Annotated in this window: 12 protein-coding genes; 3 read left to right on the top strand and 9 right to left on the bottom strand. The window is 73.4% G+C overall.

Annotated elements, in window-relative coordinates; all coding sequences use genetic code 11:
• Positions 1 to 31: 31 nt before the first annotated feature.
• Positions 32 to 532 (top strand): carboxymuconolactone decarboxylase family protein, encoded by a 501-nt coding sequence (locus LG395_RS29805; protein WP_171153475.1) that lies wholly within the window; start codon positions 32 to 34, stop codon positions 530 to 532.
• Positions 529 to 1,269, top strand: coding sequence for an isocitrate lyase/PEP mutase family protein (locus LG395_RS29800; protein WP_225811824.1), 741 nt, complete (start codon positions 529 to 531; stop codon positions 1,267 to 1,269). Before LG395_RS29805 ends, LG395_RS29800 begins: the two co-directional genes overlap by 4 nt.
• A gap of 6 nt (positions 1,270 to 1,275) precedes the next feature.
• On the opposite strand, the gene LG395_RS29795 is transcribed toward LG395_RS29800, so the two are convergent.
• Genes LG395_RS29795 through LG395_RS29775 form a run of 5 tightly spaced genes read right to left on the bottom strand, consistent with a single transcriptional unit; the run spans position 1,276 to position 8,447 of the window.
• Positions 1,276 to 2,229 (bottom strand): ABC transporter substrate-binding protein, encoded by a 954-nt coding sequence (locus LG395_RS29795; protein WP_225811823.1) that lies wholly within the window; start codon positions 2,227 to 2,229, stop codon positions 1,276 to 1,278.
• A 1-nt stretch (position 2,230) separates the two neighbouring features.
• On the bottom strand, positions 2,231 to 4,165 hold the full coding sequence (locus LG395_RS29790) for an ABC transporter permease (RefSeq protein WP_225811822.1): 1,935 nt from the start codon (positions 4,163 to 4,165) through the stop codon (positions 2,231 to 2,233).
• Complete coding sequence (locus LG395_RS29785; protein ID WP_225811821.1) at positions 4,165 to 5,355, bottom strand: quaternary amine ABC transporter ATP-binding protein; 1,191 nt, start codon at positions 5,353 to 5,355, stop codon at positions 4,165 to 4,167. Before LG395_RS29785 ends, LG395_RS29790 begins: the two co-directional genes overlap by 1 nt.
• Positions 5,352 to 6,881 (bottom strand): GMC family oxidoreductase, encoded by a 1,530-nt coding sequence (locus LG395_RS29780; RefSeq protein WP_225811820.1) that lies wholly within the window; start codon positions 6,879 to 6,881, stop codon positions 5,352 to 5,354. The genes LG395_RS29785 and LG395_RS29780 overlap by 4 nt, the downstream gene beginning before the upstream one ends.
• 45 nt (positions 6,882 to 6,926) lie before the next feature.
• On the bottom strand, positions 6,927 to 8,447 hold the full coding sequence (locus LG395_RS29775) for an aldehyde dehydrogenase family protein (RefSeq protein ID WP_225811819.1): 1,521 nt from the start codon (positions 8,445 to 8,447) through the stop codon (positions 6,927 to 6,929).
• Between the two features lie 190 nt (positions 8,448 to 8,637).
• Between LG395_RS29775 and LG395_RS29770 the strand changes: the two genes are divergently transcribed.
• Positions 8,638 to 9,483 carry a hypothetical protein gene (locus tag LG395_RS29770; RefSeq protein WP_225811818.1) on the top strand — a complete coding sequence of 282 codons (846 nt, stop codon included), beginning with the start codon at positions 8,638 to 8,640 and terminating at the stop codon, positions 9,481 to 9,483.
• Positions 9,484 to 9,734: 251 nt separating this feature from the next.
• Here LG395_RS29770 and LG395_RS29765 read toward each other — a convergent pair whose 3' ends face one another.
• From LG395_RS29765 to LG395_RS29750, 4 genes are all read right to left on the bottom strand, one after another.
• Complete coding sequence (locus LG395_RS29765) at positions 9,735 to 10,724, bottom strand: malate dehydrogenase (protein ID WP_171153489.1); 990 nt, start codon at positions 10,722 to 10,724, stop codon at positions 9,735 to 9,737.
• Positions 10,725 to 11,102: 378 nt separating this feature from the next.
• On the bottom strand, positions 11,103 to 12,869 hold the full coding sequence (locus tag LG395_RS29760) for a helix-turn-helix domain-containing protein (protein WP_225811817.1): 1,767 nt from the start codon (positions 12,867 to 12,869) through the stop codon (positions 11,103 to 11,105).
• Between the two features lie 84 nt (positions 12,870 to 12,953).
• Complete coding sequence (locus LG395_RS29755) at positions 12,954 to 13,619, bottom strand: response regulator (RefSeq protein WP_171153493.1); 666 nt, start codon at positions 13,617 to 13,619, stop codon at positions 12,954 to 12,956.
• A 35-nt stretch (positions 13,620 to 13,654) separates the two neighbouring features.
• Positions 13,655 to 14,824 (bottom strand): sensor histidine kinase, encoded by a 1,170-nt coding sequence (locus LG395_RS29750; protein WP_171153495.1) that lies wholly within the window; start codon positions 14,822 to 14,824, stop codon positions 13,655 to 13,657.
• Between the last annotated feature and the right edge of the window lie 57 nt (positions 14,825 to 14,881).

The raw sequence follows: 14,881 nt of genomic DNA, 5'->3' as shown, positions 1-14,881 counted from the left end.
TCCTGGGCTGCCTCACTCCTAGGGTCGAGGCATGACCACTGCACAGGAAACCGTCACGTACGCCGCCGAAGAAGCCCCGCGCCTGCCCTGGACCGAGCACGCCCCCGACGTCTACAAGGCCATGGTGCGCCTGGACAGCGTCGCGAAGCGCGGCCTGGACCCCAAGCTGTACGAGCTGGTGAAGATCCGCGCCTCGCAGCTCAACCACTGCGCGTTCTGCCTGGACATGCACACCAAGGACGCCCTCGCCGCCGGTGAGAGCGTCGAGCGGGTCGTGCAGCTCAGTGCCTGGCAGGAGTCCCGGCACTTCTACACCGAGAAGGAGCTGGCCGCGATCGAGTTGACCGAGGCCGTCACCGTGCTCACGGACGGCTTCGTGCCGGAGGAGGTGTACGAGCGGGCCGCCGAGCACTTCGAGGGGGCCGAACTGGCCCAGCTGGTCGCCGCGATCACGGTGATCAACGCCTGGAACCGGTTCGGCGTGACCTTCCGGATGACCCCGGGCCACTACCAGCCCGGCCAGCACGGGTGAGCCCCGGCCCGGCGCGGGACAAGGCCGAGCGGTTCCGCGCGCTCCACCGGGAGCGCGCCCCCGGGGACCCGCTGGTGCTGCCCGGGCCGTGGGACGCGGCGAGCGCGCGGGTGCTGGAGGCCGCCGGGTTCCCGGCGCTGGCCACACCGAGCGCCGCGATCGCCGCGTCCCTCGGGTACGCGGACGGCGCCACCCCGGCCGACGAGATGTTCGCGGCGGTCGCGCGGATCACGCGGGCCGTGGACGTGCCGGTGTCGGCGGACGTCGAGGCAGGGTACGGGCTCGGCGCGCGGGAGCTGGTGGAGCGGCTGCTGGAGGCGGGGGCCGTCGGCTGCAACCTGGAGGACTCCGAGGGGGGCGTCCTCAAGGACCCGCACGAGCACGCCGGGTATCTCGCCGAGGTCCGGGAAGCGGCCGCCGGCCGGCTGTTCGTGAACGCCCGCGTGGACACCTTCGTCCACGGTGACGGCGATGTGGGACGGGCCGTCGAGCGGGCCGCGTCGTACGTCGCGGCGGGCGCGGACTGCGTGTACCCGATCCTCGCCCCCGTGGCCGTGCTGCCCCTGCTGCGGGCAGGGATCCCGGGCCCGCTGAACGTGCTGGCCGGGCCGGACGGGGACGGCCCCGCGCCCGCCGTGCTCGGCGGACTCGGGGCCACCCGGATCACCTTCGGGCCGGCCCTCCAGCGGCGGGCCGGCGACGCGCTGCGGGAGATCGCCGGCGGCCTGCCGGCCTGACGCCGGTCAGGACAGCCACTTCTTCCACACGGCGGGGTGGCTGTCCACCCACTTCTTCGCCGCCTCCTGCGGGTCCAGCTTCTGTTCGGCGATCATCAGGGAGACCTCGTTCTGGTCCCGCGTGGTCCACCGGAACCTCTTCAGGAAGGCCGCGGCCTTCCCGCCGGACTTCGCGAAGTCGGCGTTGAGGTACTTCTGGAGCGGGGTGTGCGGGTAGGAGCAGGCCACCTTGGCCGCGTCCGCGTCGCAGCCCTCCTTGTACGGCGGCAGCTTCACCTCCGTCATCGGCACCTTCTCGAACAGCCACTGGGGCGAGTACCAGTAGGTCAGGAAGGGCTTCTTCTCCTTGGCGAACTGCTTCATCTGGGTGATCTGGGCCGCCTCGGAACCGGCGAAGACCACCTGGTAGTCCAGCTTCAGGTTCCTCACCAGCGCCTTGTCGTTGGTGACGTAGGACGGGGAGCCGTCCATCAGCTGGCCCTTGCCGCCGCTCTCCGCGGTGCGGAAGAGCGAGGCGTACTTGTTCAGGTTCCGCCAGTCCGTGATGTCCGGGTGCTCCTTGGCGAGGTACGTCGGCACGAACCAGCCGATGTGCCCGGTCACCCCGAGGTCGCCGCCGCGCGCGATCGTCTTCTTGTCCCGGACGTACCGCTTCTCCTGGTCCGGGTGGCCCCAGTCCTCCAGGAGTGCGTCGACCCGGCCCTGGCTGAGCGCGTCCCAGGCGGGCACCTCGTCGACCTGGACGGTGTCCACGCGGTAGCCGAGCTCGTGCTGGAGGATGTACTGGGCGACGGCCACGTTGGACTGCGCGCCCACCCAGGACTGCACGGACAGGGTGACCGACTTCGCGCCCCCGGCGTTCGCGAAGGGCGAGGCCTGCTTGGTCATGTCGGCGGCGCCGCAGCCGGTCGCGGTCAGCAGCACCAGCGAGCCCACCAGGGCGGTCGTACGACGTCGCATGTCAGGCTCCCTTCTTCGCGCGCCGCTCGGTCGGCTGGGTCACCCGGTCCAGCATCAGGCCCAGGCAGACGATGGCGGCACCGGCGACCAGACCGGTCGCCAGGTCGCCCTGGGCGAGGCCGAAGGCGACGTCGTAGCCGAGGGCGCCGCCGCCGACCAGGCCGCCGATGATCACGACGGCGAGGACCAGCACCACGCCCTGGTTGACGGCGAGCAACAGCGCGCGCCGGGCCAGCGGGAGCTGGACCTGCCACAGCTGCTGGCGGCCGGTCGCGCCCAGCGAGCGCGCCGACTCCAGCGCGGCCTGGTCGACCTGGCGCAGGCCCTGCGCGGTGATCCGCACGACGGCGGGCAGGGCGTAGACGACGGCCGCGGCGACGGCGGGGGCGCGGCCCACGCCGAACAGCGCGACGACCGGGATCAGGTACACGAACTGCGGCATGGTCTGGAAGACGTCCAGGACCGGGCGCAGGGCGCGTTCGACGCGGTCGCTGCGGGCGGCGGCGATGCCGGTCGCGAAGCCCAGGACGAGGGTGACGGCGACGGCGGCCAGCACCTGGGAGAGGGTGTCGAGCGACGGTTCCCACACGCCGAGCACACCGATCGCGGCCATGGCGAGGACGGCGGTCAGCGCGGTGCGCCAGGTGCCGATCAGCCAGGCCAGGGCGGCGACGACGAGCAGCACCGACCACCAGGGCAGCCACTGCAGGCCGTCCCGTACGGGGTCCAGGACCCAGGTGGTGAAGTGGCCCGCCCAGTCGGCGGTGCCGCCGACGACCGGGACACCGGAGTACAGGTGGGCGGTCATCCAGTCGACGGCCCGGTTGACCGGCTCGGCGATACCGAGGGTCCAGCCGCCGGGCCAGTCCGACGCGCCGAGGAGGCGGGTGGCGAGGGCGACGGCCACGGTGACGGCGAGGGCGTACGGCCAGCCGATCGTGCGGGGGCGGGTCGTGCCGTCGCCGGCGGCGGCGGTCACGCGGTCCAGGACCACCGCGAGCAGCACGATCGGGATGCCGGCCGCGAGGGCGGCGCCGACGTCGACCGAGGCGAGGGCCTGGTAGACGCGGTCGCCGAGGCCGCCGGCGCCGATGACGGCGGCGATCACGGCCATGGACAGCGCCATCATGATCGTCTGGTTGAGGCCGAGGAGGAGTTCCTTGCGGGCCAGCGGGATGCGGGCGGTCAGCAGCCGCTGGCGCCGGGTCGCGCCGAGCGACTCCACGGCCTCCAGGACCTCGGGGTCGGCACCGCGCAGGCCGAGCGCGGTGAGGCGGGCCATCGGCGGGGCGGCGTAGACGACGGTGGCGAGGACGGCCGCGGGGACGCCGATGCCGAAGACCAGGACGACGGGGAGGAGGTAGGCGAAGGCCGGGAGCACCTGCATGGTGTCCAGGACCGGGCGCAGGGCGCGGTCCAGGCGGTCGGAGAGGCCGGCGGCGAGACCGAGGAGCGCGCCGACGACGACGGAGGCGAGGACCGCCACGGCCATCAGCGCGAGGGTCTGCATGGTCGGGACCCACATGCCGAGGACGCCGCAGGCGAGGAAGGCCACGGCCGTTCCGGCGGCCAGGCGGACACCGGCCACGCGCCAGGCCAGCAGCGCGGCGAAGGCCGTCACGCCTGCCCAGCCGGCCGCGAGGAGGGTGAGGTAGACGGCTCGTACGGCCCAGATGACGGCGTTGCTGACGTAGCCGAAGAAGTACAGGAACAGGGGGTGGCTGTCCCGGTTGTCGATGACCCAGTCGCTGGCGGTGGTGAGGGGTCTGTCCAGGTGGACGGTCAGCGCGTGCGGCCAGGAGCCGTTGCCCCAGCGGTCGAGGAGCGGCAGGAGGACCGCGGTGAGGAGGGCGAGCAGGAGGAGCTTGCCCGCGGCCCGGCTTCTGAGGACGCGGGGTTTGCCGGTGCCGGGGGTCGGGACGGTGAGTGTTGCCATCAGACGGCCTCCGGGGCGGTGCCGGCCGGGGGCTGGGGCGCTCGTCCGCGCCGGCGGGATGCCGCCTTCCGCGGTACGGGCGCCGTCCTGGCGGCACGGGTGCCGGCGGCCGCCTCGCCTGCCGCGGGCGCGTCCACGCCCGCCACCACGCCGAGCAGCTGCTCGGGGTCCACTACGCCGAGGCAGCGGCCCTTGTCCATCACACGGGCCGGTTCGCCGGCCCGGGCCACCGCCTCGATGGCCTCCGCGACCGTGGCCTCCGGGCGGATCGCCGGGCCGGTCTCCGTGTCGTCCGAGGAGAGCGGCCGCATGGCCCGGCGGGCCGTCATCACCTGTTCGCGCGGCACGTCCCGGACGAACTCGCGGACGTAGTCGTCGGCCGGGTCGCCGACGATCTCCTCGGGGGTGCCCAGCTGGACCACCTGGCCGTCGCGCATGAGGGCGATGCGGTCGCCGAGTTTGAGGGCCTCGGTGAGGTCGTGGGTGATGAAGACCATCGTGCGGCCCTCCTCGCGGTGCAGGCGGGTCACCTCGTCCTGCATGTCACGCCGGATGAGGGGGTCCAGGGCGCTGAACGGCTCGTCGAAGAGCAGCACCTCGGGGTCCACCGCCAGCGCCCTGGCGAGGCCCACCCGCTGGCGCTGGCCGCCGGAGAGCTGGCCGGGGCGGCGCTTCTCCATGCCTTCGAGGCCGACCTTGGCGACGAACTCGGCGGCGCGCTCGCGGCGTTCGGACTTGCCGACGCCCTGGATCTCCAGGCCGTAGGCGACGTTGTCGAGGACCGTGCGGTGCGGGAGGAGGCCGAAGTGCTGGAAGACCATCGCGGCCCGGTGCCGGCGCAGCTCGCGCAGCCGGGCCTTGTCCATCGCGCGGACGTCCTCGCCGTCGATGGCGATCGTGCCCGCCGTCGGCTCGATCAGGCGGGTCAGACAGCGGACGAGGGTGGACTTGCCGGAGCCGGACAGGCCCATCACGACGAAGACCTCGCCCTTGCGGACGTCGAAGGAGACGTCCCTCACGGCGGCCGTGCAGCCGGTGCGGGAGCGGAGTTCGGCGGGGGTCAGCGTGGCGAGAGCGGGGTCCTCGGGGACGCGCTCGGGCCTGGGGCCGAACACCTTCCACAGTCCGGACACCGAGAAGACGGACTCGGTGGTGGTGGGCGGCTTGCGGGTGGGGACGGTGAGACTCATCGGTCACCTCCGATCAGGTCGACGGCCTTCTCCCCGACCATGAGCACCCCGATCATCGGGTTCACGGCGGTCATGGTCGGGAAGACGGACGCGTCGGCGATGCGAATGCCTTCGAGGCCCCGGATCCTCAGCCCGGGGTCCACGACGGCGAGTTCGTCGTCGGCGGCGCCCATCCTGCAGGTGCCGGCCGGGTGGTAGACGGTGTGCGCGACCTTGCGGGCGTACTCGCTCAGCTCGGCGTCGCCGAGGATCTCGGGGCCGGGGCAGACCTCGCGCTTGAGCCAGCCGGCCAGCGGCTCGGTCCTGGCGATCTCACGGGCGATGCGGATGCCGTCGACGAGGGTCCGCGCGTCGTAGTCGTCCTCGTCGGTGAAGTAGCGGAAGTCGAGCGCCGGCTTGACGGCGGGGTCGGCGCTGGTCAGGTAGAGGCGTCCGCGGCTCTTCGGCTTGGGGATGTTCGGGGTCATCGACACGCCGTGGCGCGGGCGTTCGTAGCCGAGGCGCTCCGGGTTGTCGGTGAACGGGATCTGGTAGAAGTGGAACATCAGGTCCGGGCCCGGGTGCGCGGGGTCGCGGCGGACGAACAGGCCCGCGTCGGAGTCCATCGCGGAGTTCTCCGGGATCGGGCCGTGGGTCTCCCAGACGATGACCGACTCGGGGTGGTCGAGCAGGTTCTCGCCGACGCCCGGCAGGTCGTGGACGACGGGGATGCCCAGCGCCCGGAGGTCCTCGGCGGGGCCGATGCCCGAGTGGAGCAGCAGGCGCGGGGAGTCGACGGCGCCCGCGCACAGGACGACCTCCTCGCGGGCGCGGACCAGCAGTTCCTCGCCGTCCTTGGTGCGCACGTGGACGCCCTCGGCGCGGGTGCCGTCCAGCTCCAGCCGGTACGCCCAGGTCTCCAGGAAGATGCGGAGGTTGGGGCGCTCGTCCATCACCGGGTGCAGGTACGCCACCGACGCCGAGGAGCGCTTGTTGGTCTCGGGGTGGTAGGCGAGGTCGAAGAAGCCGACCCCGTCGGTGAACGGCTCGCGGTTGAAGCCCTCGACACGGGGTACCCCGAGCGCCGACCGGGCCGCGTCGACGAAGTCGCGGGCGATGGCGTTCCGGTCCTTCTCGTCGACGGAGACGATGTTGTTCTTGAGGCGGGCGAAGTAGGCCTCCATGGGGACGGCGCCCCAGCCCTTGGCGCCGGCCTCCTCCCACTCGTCCCAGTCGGAGGGCAGGGGCTTGAACGAGATGAGGGTGTTGTGCGAGGAGCAGCCGCCGAGGACGCGGGCGCGGCTGTGCCGGATGTGGGAGTTGCCGCGGGGCTGTTCCACCGTCGGGTAGTCGTAGTCGAGTTCGCCGCCGAGCAGGCCCATCCAGCGGCGCAGGGTGAGGACGTCGTCGCGGCCGACGTCGCTCGGGCCGCCCTCGATGACGGCGACGGTGACGTCGGGGTCCTCGGTGAGGCGGGAGGCGATGACGGAGCCCGCCGTGCCGCCGCCGATGACGACGTAGTCGTAGACGTGGGTGGTGTGGGACATGGGGGTGCTGCTCCAGAGGGGGACGTACTGCTGGCGGGACGGGGCTCAGCCGGCGAACCAGCGCACCGGCTTGGGCGCGAGGTTCTGGTAGACGTGCTTGGTCTCGCGGTACTCGGCGAGGCCGGCGGGCCCCAGCTCGCGGCCGGTGCCGCTCCTGCCGAAGCCGCCCCACTCCGCCTGCGGCAGGTAGGGGTGGAAGTCGTTGATCCAGACGGTGCCGTGGCGCAGCCGGGCGGCGACCCTGCGGGCCCGGCCGGCGTCGGAGGTCCAGACGGCGCCCGCGAGGCCGTACTCGGTGTCGTTGGCGAGGCGGACGGCCTCTTCCTCGGTGCGGAAGGTCTCGACGGTGAGGACCGGGCCGAAGACCTCCTCCCGGACGACCCGCATCTCGCGGTGGCAGGCGTCGAGGACGGTCGGCTCGTAGAAGTAACCGGCCTCGGGGCGCTGCGGCGACGGCTCCGGCCGCTTGCCGCCGCAGCGCAGTACGGCGCCCTCTTCGAGCGCGGAGGCGACGTACGCCTCGACCTTGGCGCGCTGCTGCTCGGAGACGAGCGGTCCGCACTCGACGCCCTCCTCGGTGCCCCGGCCCAGGCGGATCTTCGCGGCGCGGCGGGCGAGTTCGGCGACGAAGCGCTCGCGGACCGGCTCCTCGACGATGAGGCGGGCGCCGGCCGAGCAGACCTGGCCGCTGTGGATGAAGGCCGCGTTGAGGGCCTGGTCGACGGCGGTGTCGAAGCCCTCCTCGGTGGCGCAGGCGTCGGCGAAGACCACGTTGGGGTTCTTGCCGCCGAGTTCCAGGGCGACCTTCTTGACGGTGGGCGCGGCGGCCTGGGCGACCTTGGTGCCGCTGGCCAGACCGCCGGTGAAGGAGACCAGGTCGACGTCGGGGTGCTCGGCGAGCCGGGCGCCGACCGTGTGGCCGGGGCCGGTGACGAGGTTGGCCACGCCCGCGGGCAGGCCGGCCTCGGCCAGCAGCTCGATCAGCGCGATGGTGGTCATCGGGGTGATCTCGCTGGGCTTGATCACGAAGGTGTTGCCGGCCGCGAGCGCCGGGGCGACCTTCCAGCTGGCCTGGAGGAGCGGGTAGTTCCAGGGGGTGATCAGCGCGCAGACGCCGACCGGTTCGTGGACGACCACGCTGTGGATGTCGGGCGAGCCCGCGTCGACGACCCGGCCCGGGGCCTCGGCGGCGACCAGGTCGGCGAAGTAGCGGAAGGCGTCGGCGACGCAGTCGATGTCGACGCGGCCCTCCTCGACGGTCTTGCCCGCGTCCCGGCTCTCCAGCAGGCCGAGTTCCTCGCGGTCGCGCACCAGCAGGTCGGCGACGCGGCGCAGCAGGGCGGCGCGCTCGGCGACCGGGGTGCGCGGCCAGGGCCCCCGGTCGAAGGCGTGCCGGGCGGCGGCCACCGCGCGTTCGGTGTCCTTCTCGTCGCCCTCGGCGACCACGGCGAACGGCCGGGCGTCCGCGGGGTCGAGGATCTCCCGGGTCGCGCCGGAGATCGCCGCCAGCCACTCGCCGCCGGCGTGGATGGTGGCGCGGGTGTCTCGTTCCGTTCTGTCCGCCATGATCGGTGCTGCCTTCCGTTCTCGATCCGTTCCCCTGCGTGACGGGGCCGTCTCGGCTGGGGACCGTCGCCGCCTGCCCGGGGCCGGTGCGTCGCATGCGCAATCGGTGGCCGAAAGTGTGCTGCGTCACTGAAAATGCGGCTGAAAAGCGACAAACGTAGGGTGAGGAGGGGCGTCGGAAGGGGGCGCCATGGCTCATGGAGCGCGACTCTGTGCGGGGGCAAGCATCACCGCGGCCCTGCTGGCCCCGCTCGTGCCGCCGGGTACGGCCCCCGCCGCGCCCGCCACGGCTCACGCTCCGGCCGCCGCGGCGGCCGCTCCGCCGGCCACGGCACGTTCCGGTTCCGGCCTCCCGGACTCCCCCGCCACCAACGGCCCGAGTGCGCGCGCCCTGGCGGACGAGGCGCGCGGCCGCCTGCTGGCGGCGCACTCGGTGCACGTCGTGTTCACGGATCACCGTGCCCGCGACGACCGCAGCGCCCCGGCCTCGCTGGAGCTGACGCTCGACCGCGGCGGCAACTGCGTGGGCAAGCTGGTCATGGGCGACGACGGCGGCAGCGTCGCCCTGGTCAAGCGGGGTGACCAGGTGTGGATGAAGCCGGACACCGCGTTCTGGAAGGCTCAGCTGCCGGACCACCGGGGCGATGCCGTGGCCGCGCGCCTGAGGAACCGCTATCTGCACGGTTCGACGAACCAGGGCGCGCTGCGGGGCATGTCCGGCACCTGCGACCTGACCGTCTTCCAGAAGGAGGCCGCCGCCGAGTCCTCCCCGCACACCGCGCTGACCAAGGGCGGGGAGACGAGGATCGACGGCACGAAGGTGATCCCGCTGACCGGCACCGAGCGCGGGAGGAGGATCACCCTCTACGTCACCTCGGCCGGCCCGCACCGCCTGGTCCGGGCCACGCACCGGGGCGCCGGCACCGACCAGGACCTGACCTTCACGGGCTACGACGAGCCGGTCCCGTCCGCCACCCCGGCCCCGGCGCAGTCCGTGGACATCTCCGCACTCCAGCGCGAACTGGAGCACACCTGACCGACGGGGCGTCAGTTCCCGTGCGCGGTCGCGCGGGAGAACGCGCAGGCGCACAACGAACGAGGTCCCCCTCCGCCATCGCGGAAGGGGACCTCGTACGTGGAGCGCCGGGCAGGCCTTGCACCTGCATCTCCCCGCAGGAAGCGGGGCGTCTTTCCTTGGACCACCAACGCATCACCTGGTGCCGGGTTTTCCGGCGGCCGGTGCGTGATCAACTATAGCGCACCGGCGCCGGGCCGCACCACGTCGGATCAGATGAGGCCGAGGCCGCGGACCGCCTCGCGCTCCTCCTCGAGCTCCTTGACGGAGGCGTCGATGCGGGCACGGGAGAACTCGTTGACGTCCAGGCCCTGGACGATCTCGTACTTGCCGTCCTTGCAGGTGACCGGGAAGGAGGAGATCAGGCCCTCCGGAACGCCGTAGGAACCGTCCGACGGGATGCCCATGGAGGTCCAGTCGCCCTCGGCGGTGCCGTTCACCCAGGTGTGGACGTGGTCGATCGCGGCGTTGGCGGCGGAGGCGGCGGAGGACGCGCCACGGGCCTCGATGATCGCCGCACCGCGCTTGGCGACGGTCGGGATGAACTCCTCCGCCAGCCACTTCTCGTCGCCCACGACCTCGGCGGCGTTCTTGCCGGCGACCGTGGCGTGGAAGATGTCCGGGTACTGGGTGGCGGAGTGGTTGCCCCAGATGGTGAGCCGCTTGATGTCGGAGACGCTGCTGCCCGTCTTCTTCGCCAGCTGGGTCAGGGCGCGGTTGTGGTCCAGACGGGTCATCGCGGTGAAGCGCTCGGCCGGGACGTCCGGCGCGGCGGCCTGCGCGATGAGCGCGTTGGTGTTGGCCGGGTTGCCGACGACGAGGACCTTGATGTCGTCCGCCGCGTGGTCGTTGATGGCCTTGCCCTGCGGCTTGAAGATGCCGCCGTTGGCCTCCAGCAGGTCACCGCGCTCCATGCCCTTGGTGCGCGGACGGGCGCCCACCAGCAGGGCCACGTTGGCGCCGTCGAACGCGACGTTCGGGTCGTCGGTGATGTCGATGCCCTGGAGCAGCGGGAAGGCGCAGTCGTCCAGCTCCATCGCCGTGCCCTCGGCCGCCTTCAGGGCCGGGGTGATCTCCAGGAGGCGCAGGCGGACCGGCACGTCCGCGCCGAGCAGCTGGCCCGAGGCGATGCGGAAGAGCAGGGCGTAACCGATCTGGCCGGCCGCGCCGGTGACGGTGACGTTCACGGGAGTGCGGGTCATGGCGTTCTCCGTATGACAGCTGGCGGTGGGGCGTCCCTGCCCCGGGCGGATGATCGATCTCTTGGCGTCAAGAGAGATCCAGCGGTCAGGCTATCGCGCATCCGGCAGGTGAGATGTCCGGGGCTGTGTGGCTCACCCCACAAGGGGATCAGGGGGACGTATCACCTGCCGGGAGCGGTGCGCGGGGGTACGAAGCGGCGGCCGTCCGTCCGGGAGAGGGGGGGACGGAGACGGCCGCCGGTGGGGGTGCCGGCGTGCCGGACTCCCGTGGGGGGAACACCCGTCCCGTGCCCAGGATCCGGCCGGGTATGCGTCGCCTCCGGAAATTCCCCTTCCGTTTCTTCCGCCCCGCCGCCCCCGGACAGCGCACCTGGTCGGTTAGTCGGTGCAGCCGGTCTCGCCCGAGGCGAGCGTGGCGCAGGCCCTGGCCTGTGCCGGGCCGTGCACGGCGACCATCGGGGTGTAGCCGATGGTGTCCCCCACGGCGGTGATGTCGCCCGTCTGGCGGACCTTGCCCACGGTCACCCGTACGGTGTCGCCCGGTGCGCCGCCGGTGATCCGGCCCCAGGCGGTTCCGCACGTCTTGCTGTAGCGGACCTCCAGGGTGGTGGTGCCGACGGTGGCGGTCTTCGCGGTGCTCACCAGGTCACCGCTGCACCCCATGGCCTCGGCGTCCTTGCCGGTGCAGGAGGCGCCGACGCACTTCACGCCGGGGGGCGGGCTCGGCCGTGCGGGGGCGGACGGGGAGGCCGGCGTACGGGCACCCGCGTCCCGCCCGTCCCCGCCTTGCCGGGTGACGAAGAGGAAACCGGCGATGAGCACGCCCACCCCGACGAGTCCCGCGAAGAACATCGCCACCTGCTGCCGGTGCACGGACCACCGCCGGCCTCCGGCGGCTCCGCCGGCGCCGCCCGGGGTACGGGCGGGGCCGGCCGGGGCTGCGGCGGGGACGGCCGGGGTACGCAGGGCGGTGGTCGGGGTTCCGGCGGTGAGGCCCGGGGTGCGGGGAGGCACGGCCGGGGTTCCGACGGTGAGGCCCGGGGGCCAGGCGGAGGTGTTCGGGCCTCCGCCCGCGGCGTCCGGGAACCGAGCCGGCACCCCCGGGGTCCCGGCCGGGAGGCCCGGGGACCGGGCGGGCGTGTCCGGGCTCAGGGGCGAGGAGGACGGGGTCCGCGCCGGGCCGGGCCGGGTGCCCGGGCGGACGCTCGCCTTCGACGGACCCCGGTAACCGGCCACCCCCCACGAGTTACGGACGGGCGGCTCGGCATCGCCGGACGCGGTACGGGCGTCAGCGGAGGACGCGGTACCGGCGCTGTCCGCGGCGTCCGGGCCGGCGCCCGGCGCCGTACCCCGGCCGCTCTCCCCCGCCGTGGCCGAGCCGTCACCGCCGCCCCCGTCGCCGCCGGTCGCCGTACCGTCCGGCACGCCGTCGCGGATGCCGTCGGCCTGTGAGGCGGCCGGCTGGGCCGGGATCCTCGGCGGGACACCGGCGGGACCGGCGATTGCCCGTGCGGCCGCGAGACCACCGCCCTCACCCGTGCCGGCGTCCTTCCGGCCGTCCGGCCCCCCGGACGCGCGCGGGGACGTACCCGTGGCGGCGGCACCGGCGGCCCCCGCGGCCCGCTTCACGGTCGCACCCGCGGACTTCCCCCCAGCGACGCCGGCCGATCCCGCGGACACGGCCCCGGCCGTGCCGTCAGCCGGCCCCCCGGCCCGACGGACGGTCGCTCCGTCACGCCCCCCGGTGCCGCCGGTCGGGCCCGCCGGCTTCGTTCCGGGGACGCGTGCCGTCTTCCCCGTCCCGGCCAGGTCGCCGAGGGCCGCTCGGGAGTCGGTGATGTCGATGGCCTGGAACGTGTGGTCGTCGTTCGACTCCGCCCGGGTCCAGGACCGTTCGGCCCGTTCCCACAGGGTGGTCAGCGGGCCGGGGTCGGTGCCCGTGGCCTCGGCGAGGGCGATGACCGCGCCCTTCGGGGCGAGGAGCCGGCCGTCCAGATAGCGCTCCCAGGACGTCTTGCCGTAGCCCGTGCGGTCGGCCAGGGCCGCCGTGTTCAGGCCACCGCGGTCGGCCAGTTGCCGCAACCGGACGGTGAACTCCCTCATCTGCGGGTCCAGATCCTCCGGCAGGGCTTTCCACCGAGGCATCGCCTACCCCCTCTTCCCCTCTTCCCCCGGTCATCCTTGCAGGTCGCACGGTACGCGCTGACCAAAAGGATGCCAGGGCGGCGGTCAACCGCCAGGGGTGACCAGTCCCGTCTCGTACGCCAGCACCACCGCCTGCGCCCGGCTGCCGAGATCGAGCTTGGTCATGGTGCGGTTGAGGTGGGTCTTGACGGTGGCCTCGCTGATGAAGAGGCGGTCGGCGATCTCCAGGTTGGACAGGCCCCGGGCGGTGAGTCTGAGGACCTCCACCTCGCGGGAGGTGAGCACGTCCAGGTCGGGAGGCGGCGCGGTGTCGGCGGGGGCCTGCTGGCGGGCGAAGGCCTCCACCAGGCGCCGGGTGACGCTGGGGGCGAACAGGGCGTCGCCGCCGTCGACCGCCGTGACCGCCGCCAGCAGCCGCTCGGGACCGGAGTCCTTCAGCAGGAAACCGGAGGCACCGGCGCGCAGCGCGCCGTACACGTACTCGTCCAGGTCGAAGGTGGTCAGCACCAGGACCCGGGGCGGCCGTTCGGCGGCCTCGGCGAGGATCCGTTCGGTGGCCTCGATCCCGTTGACGCCGGGCATCCGGATGTCCATGAGGACGACGTCGGGCCGGGTCTCGGCGGCGAGCCGTACGGCCTGCTCGCCGTCCCCCGCCTCGCCCACGACCTCGAAGCCGGGCGCGGCGTCGAGCAGGCCGACGAGTCCGGCCCGGATGAGGAACTGGTCGTCCACGACGAGCACTCTGATCATTCCGTACCGTCGTCCCCCCGGCCGTGTCCCGTCCCTTAACGCTCCGCTTCCCGCGCGCCCCCGCGGTCGCGTTCGGCGGCCGAGGTCGGCAGGGTCAGCCGGACCTCGTAGCCGCCCTCGGTGCGTGGGCCGACACTGATCGTCCCGCCGTAGAGCGTGGCCCGCTCCCGCATGCCAATCAAGCCGTGACCACCACCTGTGGGCATTCTGTCCGGTTCTGCCCCCTCGCCGTCGTCGGTGACGCGGACGGTCAGCTCGTGGGCTCCGTACCGGAGTTCCACGCGCGCGTGTGCGGGACCGGCGTGTTTGAGGGCGTTGGTGAGGGCTTCCTGGACGACGCGGTAGGCGCACAGTTCGACACCGGGCGGCAGCGGGCGGGCGGTGCCCTCGACCCGGAGGTCCACGGGCAGGCCGCCGGCCCGGACCCGGTCCACGAGCTCGCCGAGCCGGGCCAGGGTGGGCATGGGGGCCCGCTGCGGAGCCTCGGGGTCCTCCTCGCGTAGCACCTGGAGCATGCGGCGCAGCTCGTCCAGGGCCTCGCGGCTGGTGTCGGCTATGGTGCCGAGCGCGCCGCGCGCCTTGGCGGGGTCGGAGTCGAAGACGAACCGGGCGAGGCCGGCCTGCACGGAGATGACGGACATGTGGTGGGCGACGACGTCGTGCAGTTCGCGGGCTATCCGGCCGCGTTCCTCGGCGACCGCGCGGCGGGCCCGCTCGGCCTGTTCGGCGCGCAGCCGCAGGGTGAGTTCGGCGCTGCGGCGGGCCAGGTACCCGAACCAGACGAGCACCGAGCTGTAGAGCAGGGCCTGGCCGACCACGGACGGCATGGAGGGGCTGTGGCTGACCAGGCCGGCGTACACCCAGATCGCGGAGGCGCAGGCGGCGCAGGCCAGGGCGGTGCACGGCGGGCGGACGGAGGCCACGGTGTACAGGGCGAGCATGGCGCCGAAGGTGCACACCACCGGCCAGTAGCCGAGGCTGATGTAGCAGGTCGCGGCGGTCTCGACGACCGCGAAGACGGCGAGGGGGTGACGGCCGCGCAGGGCGACCGGGAGGTGGGCGAGGGCGACGAGGGCGTAGGCGCGGGCGTCGAGTTCCAGCCATCCCTGCGACCGGGACTCCTGCCCGACCAGGACGGCCACCACGGCCATGGCCACCGCGATCAACGTGTCCACGACGAGCGGGCGGGGGGTCCTCGGGCGCATCGCCGCAGGGTAACCCGCACGGCCGGACCCGGGAGTCAACCACGCGCGGTACCGCGG

The sequence above is a fragment of the Streptomyces spinosus genome (genome assembly GCF_020400655.1).
In the GTDB taxonomy this organism is placed as follows: domain Bacteria; phylum Actinomycetota; class Actinomycetes; order Streptomycetales; family Streptomycetaceae; genus Streptomyces; species Streptomyces argyrophylli.
This window is presented reverse-complemented; position numbering and strand designations above follow the sequence as displayed.

Coding starts and splice junctions, on each gene's coding strand:
- LG395_RS29805 (WP_171153475.1), top strand. CDS start 32: ATGACCACTGCACAGGAAACCGTCACGTACGCCGCCGAAGAAGCCCCG.
- LG395_RS29795 (WP_225811823.1), bottom strand. CDS start 2,229: ATGCGACGTCGTACGACCGCCCTGGTGGGCTCGCTGGTGCTGCTGACC.
- LG395_RS29790 (WP_225811822.1), bottom strand. CDS start 4,165: ATGGCAACACTCACCGTCCCGACCCCCGGCACCGGCAAACCCCGCGTC.
- LG395_RS29785 (WP_225811821.1), bottom strand. CDS start 5,355: ATGAGTCTCACCGTCCCCACCCGCAAGCCGCCCACCACCACCGAGTCC.
- LG395_RS29780 (WP_225811820.1), bottom strand. CDS start 6,881: ATGTCCCACACCACCCACGTCTACGACTACGTCGTCATCGGCGGCGGC.
- LG395_RS29775 (WP_225811819.1), bottom strand. CDS start 8,447: ATGGCGGACAGAACGGAACGAGACACCCGCGCCACCATCCACGCCGGC.
- LG395_RS29770 (WP_225811818.1), top strand. CDS start 8,638: ATGGCTCATGGAGCGCGACTCTGTGCGGGGGCAAGCATCACCGCGGCC.
- LG395_RS29765 (WP_171153489.1), bottom strand. CDS start 10,724: ATGACCCGCACTCCCGTGAACGTCACCGTCACCGGCGCGGCCGGCCAG.
- LG395_RS29760 (WP_225811817.1), bottom strand. CDS start 12,869: ATGCCTCGGTGGAAAGCCCTGCCGGAGGATCTGGACCCGCAGATGAGG.
- LG395_RS29755 (WP_171153493.1), bottom strand. CDS start 13,619: ATGATCAGAGTGCTCGTCGTGGACGACCAGTTCCTCATCCGGGCCGGA.
- LG395_RS29750 (WP_171153495.1), bottom strand. CDS start 14,824: ATGCGCCCGAGGACCCCCCGCCCGCTCGTCGTGGACACGTTGATCGCG.